Consider the following 17,482-nt stretch of genomic DNA (forward strand, 5'->3'; position numbering starts at 1 on the left):
TTTTTAGACTCCTGATTCGCGATAATGGACGTCGCTAACGGCACGCAGACGTTCTGCTGCCTGTTCCGCCGTCAGGTCACGCTGGGTTTCCGCCAGCATTTCATAGCCCACCATGAATTTACGTACCGTCGCGGAGCGCAGCAGCGGCGGATAGAAATGGGCGTGTAGCTGCCAGTGTTGATTCTCTTCACCGTTGAATGGCGCGCCGTGCCAGCCCATGGAGTACGGGAATGAGCACTGGAACAGGTTGTCATAACGGCTGGTCAGCTTTTTCAGTGCCAGAGCAAGGTCGTCGCGCTGTGCGTCGCTGAGTTCGGTGATGCGCTGAACATGTGCTTTCGGCAGCAGTAGCGTTTCAAACGGCCAGGCTGCCCAGTATGGCACCACGGCCAGCCAGTGTTCGGTCTCAACTACGGTACGGCTGCCGTCAGCCAGCTCACGCTGCGTGTAGTCCAGCAGCATCGGTGAACCGTTTTGCGCGAAATACGCTTTTTGCAGACGATCCTCACGCTCGGCTTCGTTTGGCAGGAAACTGTTCGCCCAGACCTGGCCATGCGGATGCGGGTTAGAGCAGCCCATCGCCGCGCCTTTGTTTTCGAATACCTGCACCCACGGGTAGCTCTGGCCCAGTTCGGCGGTCTGTGCCTGCCAGGTACTCACCACCTCTTTCAACGCGTCGATGCTCAGCTCCGGCAGCGTTTTGCTGTGATCCGGCGAGAAGCAGATCACGCGGCTGGTGCCCCGCGCGCTTTCACAGCGCATCAGTGGGTCGTGGCTTTCCGGTGCGTCCGGCGTGTCGGTCATCAGGGCAGCGAAATCGTTTGTGAAAACGTAAGTGCCTTTGTAGTCAGGGTTTTTATCACCAGTCACGCGCGTGTTGCCCGGACACAGGAAGCAATCCGGGTCGTGCTGTGGCAGCGTCTGCTGCGCAGGCGTTTCCTGCGCCCCCTGCCAGGGGCGCTTGGCGCGGTGCGGAGAAACCAAAATCCATTGCCCGCTTAACGGGTTAAAACGACGATGCGGATGATCAACGGGGTTAAATTGCGTCATGACGGGTCCTTAGTCCGGATAACCCTGCGGATGGCGTGACTGCCAGTGCCAGGTATCCTGTGCCATTTCATCAAGCGTGCGGGTCACACGCCAGTTAAGCTCTTTATCGGCTTTGGTCGCATCGGCCCAGTAAGCGGGGAGGTCGCCATTGCGACGCGGCGCGAAGTGATAATTCACCGGCTTACCGCAGGCTTTGCTGAAGGCATTTACCACATCCAGCACGCTGCTGCCGATCCCGGCACCGAGGTTATAAATATGTACGCCTGGTTTGTTAGCCAGCTGCTGCATCGCCGCAACGTGGCCGTCGGCCAAATCCATTACATGGATGTAGTCGCGCACGCCGGTGCCATCTGCGGTGGGGTAGTCATTGCCAAAAATAGCCAGCGATTCGCGACGCCCCACGGCAACCTGAGCGATATACGGCATCAGGTTGTTTGGAATACCTTGCGGATCTTCACCCATATCGCCTGACGGATGCGCGCCAACCGGGTTGAAGTAGCGCAGCAGCGCGATGCTCCACTCCGGCTGCGCTTTTTGCAGATCGGTCAGGATCTGTTCCACCATCAGCTTGCTTTTGCCGTATGGGCTTTGCGGCGTGCCGGTCGGGAAACTTTCAACGTAAGGGATTTTTGGCTGATCGCCGTAGACGGTGGCAGACGAACTGAAAATAAAGTTCTTCACGTTCGCGGCGCGCATCGATGAAATTAAACGCAGCGTGCCGTTGACGTTGTTATCGTAATACTCGAGGGGTTTTGCCACGGATTCGCCAACCGCTTTCAGACCCGCAAAATGGATCACGGTCTCGATCGCATGGTCGTGAAGGATTTCGGTCATCAACGCTTCATTGCGGATGTCGCCTTCCACGAAAGTGGGTTGTTTACCGCCAAGACGTTCAATCACAGGCAGCACGCTGCGCTTACTATTGCACAGGTTGTCGAGGATGATGACATCATGGCCGTTTTGCAGCAGTTGCACACAGGTATGACTGCCTATGTAACCGCTACCACCTGTTACCAGAACTCGCATATTTCGCTCCATTGGGCTTATGGTATGAATTAACCATAGCATAACAGAGACGCGAAAAGTGTGACACGGGATAAAATAGTGGAATCGTTTACACGGCTGTTCAACGCCGTTTTTTGGATGCCTGAGAGCATTCTAGATCAAAGAGATAGGGATGTAATGCTGCAGGTTATCTGAAAAGAGGAGGGCAGCGCCCTCCACGGGTTAATCGATTTTACTCAGCAGATAGTGATAGTGCTCCCCGTCGGGAACAAACTCCAGCCGGTGCGTGATGCAGGAGGGCGCATCTTCCGCATGGTGGGAAACAAACAGCAACTGCGTTTCACCTTCACCAATCAGCACATCCACGAAGCGGCGGATCAACTGACGGTTAAGCGGATCAAGTCCCTGCAACGGTTCATCCAGGATCAACAGCGTAGGATGCTTGACCAGCGCGCGAACGATCAATGCCAGCCGCTGTTGCCCCCACGACAGGCTATGGAACGGTGCATCGGCCACCTGATTGTCCATCCCCAGAATATCCAGCCATTGCTGCGCCAGCTTGTGCTGTTTATCCGATACCGCCTGATAGATGCCGATGGAATCGAAGAAGCCGGACAGGATCACGTTACGCACCGTAGTGCTGACGCGGTAATCCAGATGCAGGCTGCTGCTGACGTAACCGATATGCTTTTTGATGTCCCAGATGGTTTCGCCGCTGCCGCGACGGCGGCCAAACAGGGTCAGATCGTTACTGTAGCCCTGGGGATGGTCGCCGGTGATCAGGCTTAGCAGTGTGGATTTTCCTGCACCGTTGGGGCCGGTGATTTGCCAGTGTTCGCCTGGGTTTACCGTCCAGCTCAGTTGATTCAGTATCGGACGATCGTTATAGGAGACAACGCCGTTACGCAGCACTATGCGGGGCAGGGCAGGATCTAAACCGTGGCGGGCGGATGGCGCATCGGGTTCCGGCAGGGTAATCCCGTCCAGTTTTTCACTGTGCGCCAGTTGCGCAATCAGCGCTTGTTGAAGCAACGCCGCTTTCGCACCGGTTTCGGTCAGGCTACAGTCCGCCAGCACCCCCGCGTTTTGCACGAAATTCGGGATTTCATCGAAGCGGTTGAGGACCAGGACAACGGTATAACCCTGCTGGTTAAGTGTACCCAGCAGTGCCGACAACTGGGCGCGGGATTGCACATCCAGCCCGTCGAACGGCTCATCCAGGATCAGCAGTTCCGGCTCGCTCATCAGCGCCTGACAAAGCAGCGTTTTACGCGTCTCACCGGTAGAGAGGTACTTGAAGCGTCGATCCAGGAGGGCGGTGATACCGAACTGTTCCGCCAGGTGCTGACAGCGCACGCTGTCCTTGATCTCATCCTGAATGATTTCTGCGGTGGTGCGGCCGGTATCTTCTTCGCCAGGGCTGAGTAAATCGGTGTTGTTGCGCTGCCACTCGTCGCTGACCAGCTTTTGCAGTTGTTCAAACGAAAGGCGTGTCAGGCGGGTGAAGGTGCAGCGGCGCTCGCCTTTAAGCTGAGTGAGCTCTCCGGCCAGTGCGCGGGCCAGCGCCGATTTTCCGCTGCCGTTTGTGCCAACAAACGCCCAGCTCTCTCCCGCGCGTAATGTTAAATCAGGCAGCGACAGTGTTCGGGTGTCGCTAAGACGAAACGTGCCTTGCGAAATATGCAATGATGACATGATTTATCCCATTTTTTGCAGCAATTGATGTCAGGGATACTCACTGTCGGCACGATTGTCAATGCGCTTAGCACAATGTGGCGATAATCACCCGGTCAGCGTTGAAATATGCGGTCACTGCAGCACCTTCTTCTAATTCTGTCGCCTCGTTCACCGGAACCGTCGCGCAGAGCAGTTGCCCGTCCGGCAGCGTCATCAGCACTTCGCACTGTTCTGTCCCGCGCTCAATATGGCTGATTGCACCGGCCAGTTGATTATCGGCTTCTCTGGCCTGGTCCGGGTTACGGGTGATGCTGACCCACGGTGCTTTCAGTAACACCAGTACCTCTTTACCTTCGTTCAGCCCGAGTCGCTGCCCGCTTTGTGCAGTAATAGCAGCTTTGAGGCGCGTGGTGCCGTCGGCAAGAAGGATGTCGATATGCTGCTGCACCTGCGAGTTATCGCGGGCGGTTACCGTGCCGAACCACTGGTTGCGGGCGCTGGTCTGTAATGAGAAGCGCGAAATTGCTCCCAGAAGGCTGTCCAGCGGAACGTTATCGTCATCGCTCAGGACATCAAACGCTTTCTGCTGGATCTGCGCCAGCAGATCGTAAAGCTGGATCAGGCGCTGACCGTAGCGCGTCAGCACTGCACCCCCACCGCCTTTCCCGCCTGTTGCGCGCTCAACCAGCGTCTGTTCGCTCAGGGTGTTCATTTCGTTAATCGCATCCCATGCGCTCTTGTAGCTGATGCCCGCGTTTTTTGCCCCCTGGCTAATAGAGCCCGTTTGTTCTATTTGTTTAAGCAGGGCGATACGTCGCGGATCGGCGAAAAGTTTCTGCTGAAGTCGTAAGGTGAGGAGAATTTCGGCCTGCATAACAGTGTCCTGGCAAAAAGCGTATTGTGACCCAAATGCGCTGGTGCGCAAAGGGCACCGCACAAAAGGGGATGTTTTTCTTACTTTTCAGGGTAGAATAAGCCATTCACACTATCTGGAGAAAACCATGTTAGAGTTGTTGAAAAGTCTGGTATTCGCTGTGATCATGGTGCCAGTCGTGATGGCTATCATCCTCGGCGCTATCTACGGCCTGGGTGAAGTGTTCAACGTCTTTTCGAACATTGGTCACAGAGACCAGCCTAAAAAGCAGCAATGATTCCCTACAAAACGCCCGGCCAGTCCGGGCGTTTTGCTCTCAAGTTTATGCCTTTCTCGCCGATATTATTGACAGTATCGGGCCGCTTTACTCATTAATCGGTACGATTTAACGCTGGGATATTGCTGGAGTTATCGTTATATTTGTAGGTATATAACGACACTCAAAGGAGCTACACATGGCACGTACCTGGATACGCCTTTTCGCAGGGGCAACGCTGACACTTTCACTTGCCGGACACGCGCTGGCTGACGACGGTAAAATCACGGTCTTTGCGGCGGCATCGCTAACTAACGCGATGCAGGATATCGCAGCGGTTTACAAGAAAGAGAAGAACGTTGATGTGGTCTCTTCTTTTGCTTCCTCTTCGACGCTGGCACGCCAGATTGAAGCGGGCGCACCTGCCGATCTGTTCATTTCCGCTGACCAGAAATGGATGGATTATGCAGTTGAGAAGAAATCAATTGATACGACAACCCGCGAAACGCTGCTGGGAAACAGCCTGGTTGTTGTGGCACCAAAAGCCAGCGCGCAGGGTGATATCACTATCAACAAAGAGACAAAATGGACCAGCCTGCTGAACGGTGGCCGCCTGGCGGTTGGCGATCCGGAGCACGTCCCTGCGGGTATTTACGCCAAAGAAGCGCTGCAAAAACTCGGCGCGTGGGAGACGTTATCTCCGAAACTGGCTCCGGCGGAAGATGTTCGCGGCGCACTGGCACTGGTTGAGCGTAACGAAGCCCCGCTGGGGATTGTGTACGGCTCCGATGCTGTGGCCAGCAAAGGCGTGAAAGTGGTTGGTACGTTCCCGGAAGACTCCCACAAAAAAGTGGAATATCCTGTTGCGATTGTTGATGGACATAAAAATGCGACCGTGACGGCCTTCTATGATTACCTTAAAGGGCCGGAAGCGTCTGCAATCTTTAAACGTTACGGATTTACGACTCACTAATGATATTGACCGATCCCGAATGGCAGGCCGTGCTGCTGAGCCTTAAAGTCTCTTCCCTCGCGGTTGCGCTAAGTTTACCCTTTGGGATCTTCTTTGCCTGGTTACTGGTTCGCTGTAAGTTTCCAGGCAAAGCCTTGCTCGACAGTGTTCTTCATCTCCCTCTCGTTTTACCGCCGGTTGTGGTCGGTTATCTGTTGCTCGTTTCCATGGGACGACGCGGTTTTATCGGTGAATGGCTCTACGACTGGTTCGGGCTGACGTTTGCCTTTAGCTGGCGTGGCGCGGTACTGGCCGCGGCGGTGATGTCGTTTCCGCTAATGGTGCGGGCGATCCGCCTGGCGCTGGAAGGTGTCGATATCAGGTTCGAACAGGCAGCCCGCACGCTGGGGGCAGGGCGCTGGCGGGTGTTTTTTACGATTACGCTTCCGCTCACACTGCCGGGCATTATTGTCGGTACGGTGCTGGCCTTCGCCCGTTCACTCGGGGAATTCGGAGCCACCATCACCTTTGTGTCGAATATCCCCGGCGAGACACGCACGATCCCCTCTGCGATGTATACCCTGATCCAGACTCCGGGCGGTGAAGGCGCGGCAGCACGGTTATGTATTATCTCAATTGTACTGGCGCTGGTCTCGCTGCTGGTGTCTGAGTGGCTGGCACGGCTTAGCCGCGAACGGATGGGGAAATAATCATGCTGGAACTCAATTTCACCCAGACGCTGGGCAACCACTGCCTGACGCTAAACGAAACGCTGCCGGCGAGCGGCATTACTGCCATTTTTGGCGTATCCGGCGCGGGGAAAACATCACTCATCAATGCGATTAGCGGCCTGACGCGTCCCCAGTCCGGGCGCATTGTGTTGAATAACCGCGTCTTAAATGACGTAGAGCACAAGATTTACCTGTCACCGGATAAACGCCGTATCGGGTATGTATTTCAGGATGCGCGATTATTCCCGCACTACAGCGTGCGCGGCAATCTGCGTTATGGCATGGCGAAAAGTATGGCCGGGCAGTTTAATAAGCTGGTGGCGCTGCTGGGCATTGAATCTTTGCTCGACAGGCTGCCATCCTCGCTTTCCGGCGGTGAAAAACAGCGTGTGGCGATTGGCCGTGCGCTGTTGACCGCGCCGGAATTGTTGCTGCTCGATGAACCGCTGGCCTCGCTGGATATTCCGCGTAAGCGAGAGCTGCTGCCGTATCTTCAACGTCTGGCGCGCGAAATCAATATCCCGATGCTGTATGTCAGCCACTCGCTGGATGAAATTTTGCATCTGGCCGACAAGGTACTGGTGCTGGAGAACGGCAACGTTAAGGCGTTCGGTAATCTGGAAGAGGTATGGGGCAGCAGTGTGATGCATCCGTGGCTACCCAAAGAGCAGCAGAGCAGCATACTGAAGGTGAATGTGCTGGAGCACCACCCGCACTACGCCATGACCGCACTGGCGCTGGGCGATCAGCATTTGTGGGTAAATAAGATTGATAAACCGCTGCAATCTGCGCTGCGCATTCGCATTCAGGCATCAGATGTCTCTCTGGTGTTGCAGCCACCGCTGCAAACCAGCATCCGAAATATTCTCCGCGCCAAAGTTGCGCAATGCTTTGATGACAATGGCCAGGTCGAAGTGCAACTGGAGGTCGGCAGCAAGACGCTCTGGGCGCGCATCAGCCCGTGGGCCAGAGATGAGTTAGGGATCAAACCTGGCCTGTGGCTTTACGCGCAAATCAAGAGCGTCTCCATTACCACCTGATTACAGCAGGTGCGTATAAATATACTGTGCGATGCTGTCGGTAGTGTTATCGCCAATCACCACGTTAGCGCGCGCTTTCACTGCGTCATCGGCGTTGCCCATCGCCACGCCTGTACCGGCGGCTTCCAGCATGCTGATGTCGTTATAGTTATCGCCAAAGGCAATCACGTCCTGCATCGACCAGCCCTGTGATTCCACAAACTGCGTCAGGCGTTTGCCTTTGCTGTTGCCTTTGCGGGCAATATCGACCTGATCGTGCCAGGACCACTCACACTCCAGGCCCAGCGTCTGCTCCACATGTTTCGCGAAGATATTCAGTTTGGTGGTGTCTTCATCCGTCAGGGCAAATTTCCAGATAGCCTCGACGTCTTCAGCCGCCTGGCGCAGAGAAGAGACCTGAGTAAAGACCGGACGCTGCGCTTCCGGCAGTGACAACGCCCAGTTGCTGGTGCGGATCACATGGCCCGTTGGGCGCTCATACACCATTGCGTTATCCACATACATCAGGCCGTGAATGGCGTGTTCATCGAGCAGATCAATCAATTGCAGCGCCTGAGGAACCGGCAGCGGATCGGACTCTAAAACCTTTTTTGCCTGATAATCATACAAATAGGTGCCATTACAACAAATTGCAGGTGTATCCAGCGCCAGTGCCTGATAAAAAGGATGAATGGCAACGTGATGTCGACCCGTTACGATAAGGAGTTGATATCCCACTTCCTTTGCGCGCTTAAGCGCTTCGAGAGAAGAGGGGAGCAGGGTTTTCTGAGGCGTAAGCAGTGTTCCGTCTAAATCCAGTGCAATCACACGCGAGGTCATTTGTTCTTCCGGGTTAATGTTGAATTTAAGGTCTGATGGGATGGTACACCGAGAGAAGATCGCTGCAAAATTCCAGACTACAATTCAGCATTCGCCGTTAAAAATAATCACTATCACGCGCAGTGAGGAAAGGAGTATTCATGAAACAAACCGTTTATACCGCCAGTCCTGAAAGTCAGCAGATCCACGTCTGGCGTTTGAATGCAGAAGGTTCACTCACGCTGGTTCAGGTTGTTGATGTTCCGGGGCAAGTTCAGCCAATGGTCGTCAGCCCGGATAAACGTTTTCTCTATGTTGGCGTGCGCCCGGAGTTCCGCGTGCTGGCATACCGCATCTCCCCGGATGATGGCGCGCTGGCATATGCCGCAGAAGCGCCACTGCCGGGCAGCCCAACCCATATTTCTACCGATCATAAAGGCAACTTTGTCTTCAGCGGCTCTTATAATGCCGGTTGCGTGAGCGTGACACGTCTTGATGACGGCATTCCGGTAGAAACCGTTGACGTGGTGGAAGGGCTGGAAGGCTGCCACTCTGCCAATATTTCCCCGGACAATCGCACGCTGTGGGTGCCTGCGCTGAAGCAGGATCGCATCTGTCTGTTTACCCTGAGCGATGATGGACACCTGGTGGCGCAGAATCCTGCTGAAGTGACCACCGTTGAGGGGGCTGGCCCGCGCCATATGGTTTTCCATCCGAACCAGCAGTATGCCTACGTGGTGAATGAGCTGAACAGCTCAGTGGATGTGTGGGAATTGCGCGATCCGAACGGCCAGATTGAGTGCGTGCAGACGCTGGATATGATGCCATCTGATTTCTCAGATACCCGCTGGGCAGCGGATATTCACATCACGCCGGATGGCCGTCACCTGTATGCCTGCGACCGCACCTCCAGCCTGATTACGGTGTTCAGCGTCTCCGAAGACGGTAGCGTGCTGGCGATTGAAGGATTCCAGCCAACGGAGACTCAGCCACGTGGCTTTAATATCGATCACAGCGGTAAGTTCCTGATTGCGGCGGGGCAAAAATCTCACCATATCGCGCTGTACGAAATCAAGGGCGAGCAGGGCTTGCTGGAAGAGAAAGGACGCTATGCTGTCGGTCAGGGACCAATGTGGGTGGTGGTTAACGCGCACTAAGCGGCTTAAAACAAAAAACCTCGCGAATGCGAGGTTTTTTATGCCCGGTGGCATTGCGTTTACCGGGCCTACGGTTTGTGTAGGCCGGATAAGGCGAAGCCGCCACCCGGCAAAAGGGCATCTTACTGCTTCGGCTCAGCAACCACTTTGCTACCCAGACCGCGGTTGTTGTATTCCCACATGCGGTTAAAGTTAGCGTCGTTCAGGTTGCGCTGCACGTTACCTTTGTCATCCACCGCGCCGGTATTGCCGGAGAAAGGACGTTTGGAGATTGCAGCATCTGCCCACGGCTTCGCCAGGTTGAAGCCTTCGTTGATCACGCTGTCGCGGATCACAACCTGTCCGTTAGTGGCAGAGTCCACATCCAGAGAGCGACCCAGTTGCGCTACACCCTCACCGGAAGCGTTAAAACGGCTGTTGACCGCGAGGAAGCCATAGAAGAGGTTAGACTGGGTTGCCGGCGCAAACACATAACCTTCCTGCTGGGTACGCGAATTCACCACGCGGAAATCGGTGTTATCAAATACCACCGCGCCACGACCAGACACGAGGTCCACGTCGCCTTCAACATAGCTGTTGGTCACCAGAGTACGCGTCAGACGGTTGTTCTGCAGGGTATTCTGCACGCCGCTGTTGGTCACAAAGAAGGTGTTCTGGCGACCCAGAATGTTCACGTTGTTAATCTGCACTTTGTCGCCATCGCTACGCAGCGCCACAGCCTGGTGGTTGCCTGCGTCAACGCTGTCGCCCAGGGTATTCTGGATGGTCAGGTTCTGCAGTTGCAGGCCGTTGTTTTGTGACCAGAAGACAGCAGAGCAGAGTAGGCCCACGGTCGCGGTGCGCTTGCTCTGGCAGTTATCAAACATATACCACGCCGGTTTACCAGGCATGTATTTACCCGCCGGGTTCACCAGACGACGCCAGGTGGTGCTGTCGATTTCAGAATCAATCGCCAGGCCAATTTTCACGTCGATCGCTTTTTCGCCCAGACCGTACAGAGTAATACTGCCCGGCGCGGCAGGCACGTAAACGGTCCCTTCATATTCACCTGGCAGAATTGCGATGTACTGACGAGATGCGCTGTGTTTGGTGATCGCCGCATCAACCGCCGCCTGAATGGAGGTATGCGTCACGCCCTGTGTCCCTGCCGGTCCAACCACGAAGTCAGGTTGCTTAGGCAGGTTAACAGAAGACGGCGTCCACGGTGCAGCGTTCGGGTCCATCGCCGTAAAGTAGCGCGCCTGGGTGAAGTTTTTTGCTTCATCAGCGGACAAAATCGGGCGGGATGCTGTACCCGGAGCAACCTGCTCAGACGGCCGCTGATCCGGTGGTGTTGAGCTGCAAGCGGATAAAGTCACGCCAAAGGCGAGTGCCAACGCCAGACGGGAAATCCTGGAAATGTTCAAGATAGAGCTCCTGGGTATGCAAGTCTTATTGGGATAGACGAAATAGCCTGCTTTTTTATACTAAGTTGAGCGAAACGGGAAGATAAAAAGGGTAAAAGTTGCATTTTCCCGCCGGGGAGGCGGGAAAGTCATCACAAATAAATAACATTTTCCACAAAGGCGGTTGACAGCAACGGGCAGATGAAAATAAATGTCTATACAACCCATGACAAGTGGAAGGCTCATGCAGCAGCTTCATCCGGACGATCTGATATGGCGCAACGCGCGACTGGCAACGATGGACCCCGCCCATACCGCCCCTTACGGAATGGCAGAGTCGTCTGCCATTGTCGTTCGCGGACAAACCATCCTGGCCGTTCTTCCTGAGTCTGACGTTCCTGCCGGGCACAGCAAGGTTGTTGACCTTCAGGGACGGCTGGTGACGCCAGGACTTATCGACTGCCACACCCATCTGATTTTTGGTGGCAACCGCGCAGCAGAATGGGAGCAGCGGCTGAACGGCGTCTCTTATCAAGCTATCAGTGCGCAGGGCGGAGGGATTAACGCCACCGTAACGGCCACCCGCAGCAGTTCGCCGGACACCTTGCAGGAGCTGGCACAGCGTCGTCTGCAGCGTCTGATGAACGAGGGTGTGACAACCATTGAAATTAAATCCGGATACGGACTGAACGCCGATGCCGAAGAGAAAATGCTGCAGGTGGCGCGCCAGCTTGCCCGGAACAATCCGGTGGAAATCAGCCCAACGCTGCTTTCCGCCCATGCCGTACCGGCAGAGTATCGTCACGATCCGGATGCGTACCTTACGCTGGTGTGCGAGCAGATCATGCCTGCCCTCTGGCAAAAAGGGCTGTTCGACGCCGTAGATGTCTTTTGTGAAAACGTTGGTTTCACGCCATCGCAAACCGAGCGTGTTTTTCAGGCTGCCACGGCGCTAGGTATTCCTGTGAAAGGACATGTGGAGCAACTGTCGAATCTGGGCGGTGCGGCGCTGGTCAGCCGCTTCAAAGGGCTTTCCGCCGATCATATTGAATATCTCGATGAGGCTGGCGTACAGGCGATGGCGCAAAGCGGCACGGTCGCGGTGCTGCTACCCGGCGCGTTCTACTTTCTTCAGGAGCGCCAGCGGCCACCGGTTGAACAGCTCAGAAAGCAGGGGATACCCATCGCCGTTGCCACCGACTACAACCCCGGCACCAGCCCGTTTGCCAGCCTCCATCTGGCGATGAACATGGCCTGCGTGCAGTTTGGCCTGACGCCGGAAGAAGCCTGGGCTGGCGTGACGCGGCATGCCGCACAGGCGTTAGGGCGCGGAGCGACGCACGGGCAATTAAAGGCCGGATACGTGGCTGATTTTATCGTCTGGGATGCGCACCATCCGGTTGAGATGGTCTACGAGCCGGGACGTAACCCACTTTATCAACGCATTTTCCGGGGAGAAGCCGTATGAATTTATGGCGGGCGACTGCCGATCTGGTCTGGCAGGGGCGTGACGACAGCGTGGAAGGCAGCAATACAAAACGTATCTTCCAGACGATACAGCGCCGTGAGTCGTTTTCACCCGCGTCGTCAGGCATTGCGCTGATTGGTTTTGAGTCTGATGAAGGCGTAAAGCGCAACCACGGCAGGCCCGGTGCCATGCATGCGCCGGATGTGTTGCGTAAGGCGCTGGCGAATATGGCGAGCCACCAGGGGCACGAGCAGCTTGCGGATATGGGATCAATTTACGTTGAGGGCGATAATCTCGACGCTGCACAGCGGGCGTTAAGCGATGCGGTAACGTCGTGCCAGCAGTCCGGTATGCGTACACTGGTGTTCGGTGGTGGACACGAAACGGCCTGGGCACATGGCCGTGGTGTGCTGGATGCGTTCCCGGACGACCGCGTTGCAATAATCAACCTTGATGCGCATCTTGACCTGCGCAACGCTGAACGCGCGACCTCCGGTACGCCGTTTCGCCAGCTCGCACAATACTGCGCTGCCCGGTCGCGTGAATTTCAGTACGCCTGCTTTGGGGTAAGCCGCGCGGCGAATACGCAGGCACTGTGGGACGACGCTGAACGGTTGAAGGTTACGCTGGTGGACGATCTGCATTTCAGGCGCGATGCGTTATCTTCCCTTGAGGATGTCTTAGCCCAGGCCGATCGCGTCTACCTCACCCTCGATCTGGATGTACTGCCCGCCGCGGAGATGCCCGCCGTTTCAGCACCTGCAGCGTTAGGTATTCCGGCACTGGATTTAATGCCGGTTATCGAACGCATCTGTCGCAGCGGAAAACTGCAGGCGGCCGATCTGGTAGAATTTAATCCGCACTACGACCGGGACGGACAAGGGGCACGGCTTGCCGCCCGCCTGGCCTGGCAAATTGCTCACTGGTGGGCATCACACATTTAAGGAGTCACGATGTTTTCACGCTCACCGCAGGAACAACCCGGCCCGCCTGCACCTTTTTATGAAAAGGTGAAACAGGCGATCAGCGAAAAAATCGCAACCGGCGTCTGGCGTCCTCATGACCGCATTCCGTCGGAAGCCGATCTGGTGGCGCAGTTTGGCTTTAGCCGGATGACTATCAACCGGGCGCTGCGCGAACTCACCGATGAAGGGCTACTGGTACGTCTGCAGGGGGTGGGGACGTTTGTGGCGGAGCCAAAAGGACAGTCGGCACTGTTTGAGATCCGCAGCATTGCCGATGAAATTGCCGCCCGAAACCATCAGCACCACTGCGAAGTGCTGGTGCTCGAAGAGACGCAGGCCAGCGCTGAACAGGCCGTAGAGCTGAACGTCAAAGAGGGAACCCGCATCTTTCATTCCGTGATGGTGCATTTTGAGAACGACATTCCGGTGCAGATTGAAGATCGCTGCGTCAACGCGATTAGCGTGCCGGAGTATCTGGAGCAGGATTACACCCAGACCACGCCGCATGCGTATCTCTCGCTCGTCGCGCCGCTGACGGAAGGGGAGCATATTGTGGAAGCGGTGCTTGCCACGCCGCTGGAGTGCGAACTGTTGCGCATTAAGGAGCACGACCCGTGCCTGCTGATCCGCCGTCGCACCTGGTCTGCGTCACAGATTGTCTCTCACGCGAAACTCCTTTTCCCTGGTAACCGCTACCGGCTACAAGGCCACTTTATGTCATAAGTTTTTAAAAGCGTGATAGCTAACGCAATATAACAAAATTGTATCTTTTTTGTTAAATTCAGCCTTGTGTGTGCTTGTCTATACAAGTATATCTTAATACACCATCTGTCCCGTATGAGGAGCACACAATGTCGTCAGGTAAATACCGCCAGCAGGATGTCCGCGCCCCGCGCGGCACCACGCTTACCGCAAAAAGCTGGCTCACTGAAGCACCGCTGCGCATGTTGATGAACAACCTTGATCCTGAGGTGGCGGAAAATCCCCATGAACTGGTGGTCTATGGCGGCATCGGCCGCGCCGCGCGCAACTGGGAATGCTATGACGCCATTGTAGAAGCGCTTACCCGTCTGGAAAACGACGAAACCCTGCTGGTGCAATCCGGCAAACCGGTCGGCGTGTTTAAAACCCACAACAACGCACCGCGCGTGCTGATTGCTAACTCTAACCTGGTGCCGCACTGGGCAACCTGGGAACACTTCAACGAGCTGGACGCCAAAGGGCTGGCGATGTACGGCCAGATGACGGCGGGGAGCTGGATCTACATTGGCAGCCAGGGGATTGTGCAGGGCACCTACGAAACCTTCGTGGAAGCCGGTCGCCAGCACTATAACGGCTCGCTGAAAGGCCGCTGGGTGCTGACTGCGGGCTTAGGCGGGATGGGCGGCGCACAGCCGCTGGCTGCAACCCTCGCCGGAGCCTGTTCACTGAATATTGAGTGCCAGCAGAGCCGCATCGATTTCCGTCTGCGAACTCGCTACGTGGACGAACAGGCGGATAATCTGGATGACGCACTGGCACGCATTCAAAAATACACGTCTGACGGTAAAGCGGTGTCGATTGCCCTGTGCGGCAACGCGGCGGACATTCTTCCTGAGCTTGTTGCCCGCGGCGTGCGCCCGGACCTCGTCACCGACCAGACCAGCGCCCACGATCCGCTCCACGGCTATCTGCCAAAAGGCTGGACGTGGGAAGAATACCAGCAAAAAGCGGAAACCGACCCGGAAGGCACGGTACTTGCCGCTAAACGTTCGATGGCGGAGCACGTCTCCGCGATGCTGGCTTTTAGCCAGATGGGCATTCCGACCTTTGACTACGGCAACAATATTCGCCAGATGGCAAAAGAGATGGGCGTGACCCACGCCTTCGACTTCCCCGGATTCGTGCCTGCCTATATTCGCCCGCTGTTTTGCCGCGGCATTGGCCCGTTCCGCTGGGTGGCGCTCTCTGGCGATCCGGAAGATATCTACAAAACCGACGCGAAAGTCAAAGAGATCGTCGCCGACGATGAACACCTGCACCACTGGCTGGATATGGCCCGCGAGCGCATTAACTTCCAGGGCTTACCGGCGCGTATCTGCTGGGTAGGGCTGGAGTGGCGGCAAAAACTGGGCCTGGCCTTTAACGAAATGGTGCGCAGCGGCGAAGTTTCCGCGCCGATTGTTATCGGTCGCGACCACCTGGACTCCGGCTCCGTCGCCAGCCCGAACCGTGAAACCGAAGCCATGCGTGACGGCTCTGACGCCGTGTCCGACTGGCCGTTGCTCAATGCACTGTTGAATACCGCCAGCGGCGCGACCTGGGTATCGCTACACCACGGCGGTGGGGTGGGGATGGGTTTCTCCCAGCATTCGGGGATGGTTATTGTTTGCGATGGAACGGACGACGCGGCCGCGCGTATCGCGCGCGTGCTGCACAACGACCCGGCAACTGGCGTGATGCGTCACGCGGATGCGGGTTACGAGATTGCGATTGACTGTGCCAAAGAGCAGGGGCTAAACCTGCCGATGATCCCTGCCACACAAGGAAAGCATAAATGAACGCGTTAACACTCACTCCCGGATCGCTGACGCTAAAACAGTTGCGTAACGTCTGGCGTCACCCGGTCACGCTTTCGCTTGATGAAAGCGCTCACGCGGCGATTAACGACAGCGTCGCCTGCGTTGAGGGCATTGTTGCCGAAGGGCGCACCGCCTATGGCATCAACACCGGTTTTGGCCTGCTGGCGCAGACGCGTATTGCCACGCACGATCTGGAAAACCTGCAGCGTTCGCTGGTGCTGTCCCACGCCGCAGGCGTCGGTCAGCCGCTGGATGATGACATTGTCCGCCTGATGATGGTGCTGAAAATCAACAGCCTGGCGCGGGGTTTCTCCGGCATTCGTCTGAGCGTGATCCAGGCACTAATGGCGCTGGTGAATGCGGAGGTCTATCCGTGGATACCTGCGAAAGGCTCCGTCGGCGCGTCAGGCGACTTAGCGCCGCTGGCGCATATGACACTGCTGTTGTTGGGTGAAGGGAAAGCGCGCTGGCAGGGGGAGTGGCTGCCTGCAAAAGAGGCACTCGCAAAAGCGGGGTTAGCGCCGATTACGCTCGCGGCGAAAGAGGGGCTGGCGCTGCTCAACGGCACGCAGGCCTCTACCGCCTTTGCGCTGCGTGGCCTGTTTGAAGCGGAAGATTTATTTGCGTCGGCGGTCGTTTGTGGCGCATTAACCACCGAGGCTGTACTTGGCTCGCGTCGTCCGTTTGATGGCCGTATCCACGAGGTGCGCGGCCAGCGCGGGCAGATTGACGCGGCGGCGATGTACCGCCATCTGCTGACCGATACCAGTGAAATTGCCGATTCTCACCATAACTGCGATAAAGTGCAGGACCCGTATTCGCTGCGCTGTCAGCCACAGGTGATGGGGGCCTGCCTGACGCAACTACGCCAGGCGGCAGAGGTACTGCTGGTGGAAGCCAATGCGGTGTCGGATAACCCACTGGTATTTGCGCAGGAGAATGAGGTGGTTTCCGGTGGCAACTTCCACGCCGAGCCGGTGGCGATGGCGGCGGATAATATCGCGCTGGCGATTGCTGAAACAGGGGCGTTGTCGGAGCGCCGCATTGCGCTGATGATGGATAAACATATGTCCCAGTTGCCGCCGTTCCTGGTGCGTAACGGCGGGGTGAACTCCGGCTTTATGATTGCGCAGGTGACGGCAGCCGCGCTGGCAAGCGAGAATAAAGCGCTGTCGCATCCGCACAGCGTGGACAGCCTGCCCACCTCCGCGAACCAGGAAGATCACGTCTCGATGGCTCCGGCTGCCGGGCGTCGTTTGTGGGAGATGGCCGCTAACACCCGCGGCGTGCTGGCGGTAGAGTGGCTGGCGGCCTGTCAGGGGATTGATCTGCGCGAAGGGCTAAAATCCAGCCCGCTGCTGGAGCAGGCGCGTCAGGAACTGCGTGAGCACGTTACGCACTACGATGACGACCGCTTCTTTGCGCCGGATATTGATAAGGCGATGCAGCTTCTGGAAGAGGGAAGGCTTGTAGGGTTGTTGCCTTCAGTGTTGTGATTTTTTGCCCGGTGGCGCTGCGCTTACCGGGCCTACGAGTGCGAAATGTAGGCCGGGTAAGGCGTAG

Annotated in this window: 16 protein-coding genes; 10 read left to right on the top strand and 6 right to left on the bottom strand. The window is 56.5% G+C overall.

Annotated elements, in window-relative coordinates; genetic code table 11:
- Positions 1-3 precede the first annotated feature (3 nt).
- The 4 genes from galT to modE form a co-directional block, all read right to left on the bottom strand.
- Positions 4-1,050, bottom strand: coding sequence for a galactose-1-phosphate uridylyltransferase (galT, locus tag EoCCA6_RS18725; RefSeq protein WP_152083913.1), 1,047 nt, complete (start codon positions 1,048-1,050; stop codon positions 4-6).
- A gap of 9 nt (positions 1,051-1,059) precedes the next feature.
- On the bottom strand, positions 1,060-2,076 hold the full coding sequence (gene galE, locus EoCCA6_RS18730) for a UDP-glucose 4-epimerase GalE (protein WP_152083914.1): 1,017 nt from the start codon (positions 2,074-2,076) through the stop codon (positions 1,060-1,062).
- A 201-nt stretch (positions 2,077-2,277) separates the two neighbouring features.
- Positions 2,278-3,750, bottom strand: coding sequence for a molybdate ABC transporter ATP-binding protein ModF (modF, locus tag EoCCA6_RS18735; protein ID WP_152083915.1), 1,473 nt, complete (start codon positions 3,748-3,750; stop codon positions 2,278-2,280).
- Between the two features lie 67 nt (positions 3,751-3,817).
- A complete protein-coding gene (gene modE / locus EoCCA6_RS18740; protein ID WP_152083916.1) occupies positions 3,818-4,606 on the bottom strand; it encodes a molybdenum-dependent transcriptional regulator in 789 nt (262 codons plus the stop codon).
- A gap of 127 nt (positions 4,607-4,733) precedes the next feature.
- On the opposite strand from modE, the gene EoCCA6_RS18745 reads away from it, so the two are divergent.
- The 4 genes from EoCCA6_RS18745 to modC all read left to right on the top strand — a co-directional run bounded on the left by EoCCA6_RS18745 (position 4,734) and on the right by modC (position 7,585).
- Positions 4,734-4,883, top strand: coding sequence for an AcrZ family multidrug efflux pump-associated protein (locus tag EoCCA6_RS18745; RefSeq protein ID WP_042321036.1), 150 nt, complete (start codon positions 4,734-4,736; stop codon positions 4,881-4,883).
- Between the two features lie 178 nt (positions 4,884-5,061).
- Complete coding sequence (gene modA / locus EoCCA6_RS18750) at positions 5,062-5,835, top strand: molybdate ABC transporter substrate-binding protein (RefSeq protein ID WP_152083917.1); 774 nt, start codon at positions 5,062-5,064, stop codon at positions 5,833-5,835.
- Positions 5,835-6,524, top strand: a complete 690-nt coding sequence (gene modB / locus EoCCA6_RS18755) for a molybdate ABC transporter permease subunit (RefSeq protein ID WP_152083918.1) — start codon at positions 5,835-5,837, stop codon at positions 6,522-6,524. Before modA ends, modB begins: the two co-directional genes overlap by 1 nt.
- 2 nt (positions 6,525-6,526) lie before the next feature.
- Complete coding sequence (gene modC / locus EoCCA6_RS18760; protein WP_152083919.1) at positions 6,527-7,585, top strand: molybdenum ABC transporter ATP-binding protein ModC; 1,059 nt, start codon at positions 6,527-6,529, stop codon at positions 7,583-7,585.
- On the opposite strand, the gene EoCCA6_RS18765 is transcribed toward modC, so the two are convergent.
- Positions 7,586-8,404, bottom strand: a complete 819-nt coding sequence (locus tag EoCCA6_RS18765; protein WP_152083920.1) for a pyridoxal phosphatase — start codon at positions 8,402-8,404, stop codon at positions 7,586-7,588.
- Between the two features lie 140 nt (positions 8,405-8,544).
- Here EoCCA6_RS18765 and pgl point away from each other — a divergent pair, with 140 nt between their 5' ends.
- Positions 8,545-9,540 carry a 6-phosphogluconolactonase gene (gene pgl, locus EoCCA6_RS18770; protein WP_152083921.1) on the top strand — a complete coding sequence of 332 codons (996 nt, stop codon included), beginning with the start codon at positions 8,545-8,547 and terminating at the stop codon, positions 9,538-9,540.
- 122 nt (positions 9,541-9,662) lie between these two features.
- Here the strand turns inward: pgl and EoCCA6_RS18775 are convergent, their stop codons facing one another.
- The gene (locus EoCCA6_RS18775; protein ID WP_152083922.1) at positions 9,663-10,946 is read right to left on the bottom strand and encodes a putative acyl-CoA thioester hydrolase; all 1,284 of its coding nucleotides are present in this window, start codon (positions 10,944-10,946) and stop codon (positions 9,663-9,665) included.
- A 223-nt stretch (positions 10,947-11,169) separates the two neighbouring features.
- Here EoCCA6_RS18775 and hutI point away from each other — a divergent pair, with 223 nt between their 5' ends.
- The 5 genes from hutI to hutH all read left to right on the top strand — a co-directional run bounded on the left by hutI (position 11,170) and on the right by hutH (position 17,415).
- The gene (gene hutI, locus EoCCA6_RS18780; RefSeq protein WP_152083923.1) at positions 11,170-12,393 is read left to right on the top strand and encodes an imidazolonepropionase; all 1,224 of its coding nucleotides are present in this window, start codon (positions 11,170-11,172) and stop codon (positions 12,391-12,393) included.
- Entirely contained in the window at positions 12,390-13,337 is a 948-nt protein-coding gene (gene hutG / locus EoCCA6_RS18785; protein WP_152083924.1) for a formimidoylglutamase, read from the top strand. The genes hutI and hutG overlap by 4 nt, the downstream gene beginning before the upstream one ends.
- 9 nt (positions 13,338-13,346) lie before the next feature.
- Positions 13,347-14,081, top strand: coding sequence for a histidine utilization repressor (locus tag EoCCA6_RS18790; protein WP_152083925.1), 735 nt, complete (start codon positions 13,347-13,349; stop codon positions 14,079-14,081).
- A gap of 128 nt (positions 14,082-14,209) precedes the next feature.
- Complete coding sequence (gene hutU, locus EoCCA6_RS18795) at positions 14,210-15,898, top strand: urocanate hydratase (RefSeq protein ID WP_152083926.1); 1,689 nt, start codon at positions 14,210-14,212, stop codon at positions 15,896-15,898.
- Positions 15,895-17,415, top strand: coding sequence for a histidine ammonia-lyase (gene hutH / locus EoCCA6_RS18800; protein ID WP_152083927.1), 1,521 nt, complete (start codon positions 15,895-15,897; stop codon positions 17,413-17,415). The genes hutU and hutH overlap by 4 nt, the downstream gene beginning before the upstream one ends.
- Positions 17,416-17,482: the final 67 nt, after the last annotated feature.

It is taken from the genome of Enterobacter oligotrophicus (genome assembly GCF_009176645.1).
Classification (GTDB): domain Bacteria; phylum Pseudomonadota; class Gammaproteobacteria; order Enterobacterales; family Enterobacteriaceae; genus Enterobacter; species Enterobacter oligotrophicus.

Bases quoted from the DNA above. Each gene is read 5' to 3' on its own strand.
- galT (WP_152083913.1), bottom strand. From the start codon at position 1,050: ATGACGCAATTTAACCCCGTTGATCATCCGCATCGTCGTTTTAACCCG.
- galE (WP_152083914.1), bottom strand. From the start codon at position 2,076: ATGCGAGTTCTGGTAACAGGTGGTAGCGGTTACATAGGCAGTCATACC.
- modF (WP_152083915.1), bottom strand. From the start codon at position 3,750: ATGTCATCATTGCATATTTCGCAAGGCACGTTTCGTCTTAGCGACACC.
- modE (WP_152083916.1), bottom strand. From the start codon at position 4,606: ATGCAGGCCGAAATTCTCCTCACCTTACGACTTCAGCAGAAACTTTTC.
- EoCCA6_RS18745 (WP_042321036.1), top strand. From the start codon at position 4,734: ATGTTAGAGTTGTTGAAAAGTCTGGTATTCGCTGTGATCATGGTGCCA.
- modA (WP_152083917.1), top strand. From the start codon at position 5,062: ATGGCACGTACCTGGATACGCCTTTTCGCAGGGGCAACGCTGACACTT.
- modB (WP_152083918.1), top strand. From the start codon at position 5,835: ATGATATTGACCGATCCCGAATGGCAGGCCGTGCTGCTGAGCCTTAAA.
- modC (WP_152083919.1), top strand. From the start codon at position 6,527: ATGCTGGAACTCAATTTCACCCAGACGCTGGGCAACCACTGCCTGACG.
- EoCCA6_RS18765 (WP_152083920.1), bottom strand. From the start codon at position 8,404: ATGACCTCGCGTGTGATTGCACTGGATTTAGACGGAACACTGCTTACG.
- pgl (WP_152083921.1), top strand. From the start codon at position 8,545: ATGAAACAAACCGTTTATACCGCCAGTCCTGAAAGTCAGCAGATCCAC.
- hutI (WP_152083923.1), top strand. From the start codon at position 11,170: ATGCAGCAGCTTCATCCGGACGATCTGATATGGCGCAACGCGCGACTG.
- hutG (WP_152083924.1), top strand. From the start codon at position 12,390: ATGAATTTATGGCGGGCGACTGCCGATCTGGTCTGGCAGGGGCGTGAC.
- EoCCA6_RS18790 (WP_152083925.1), top strand. From the start codon at position 13,347: ATGTTTTCACGCTCACCGCAGGAACAACCCGGCCCGCCTGCACCTTTT.
- hutU (WP_152083926.1), top strand. From the start codon at position 14,210: ATGTCGTCAGGTAAATACCGCCAGCAGGATGTCCGCGCCCCGCGCGGC.
- hutH (WP_152083927.1), top strand. From the start codon at position 15,895: ATGAACGCGTTAACACTCACTCCCGGATCGCTGACGCTAAAACAGTTG.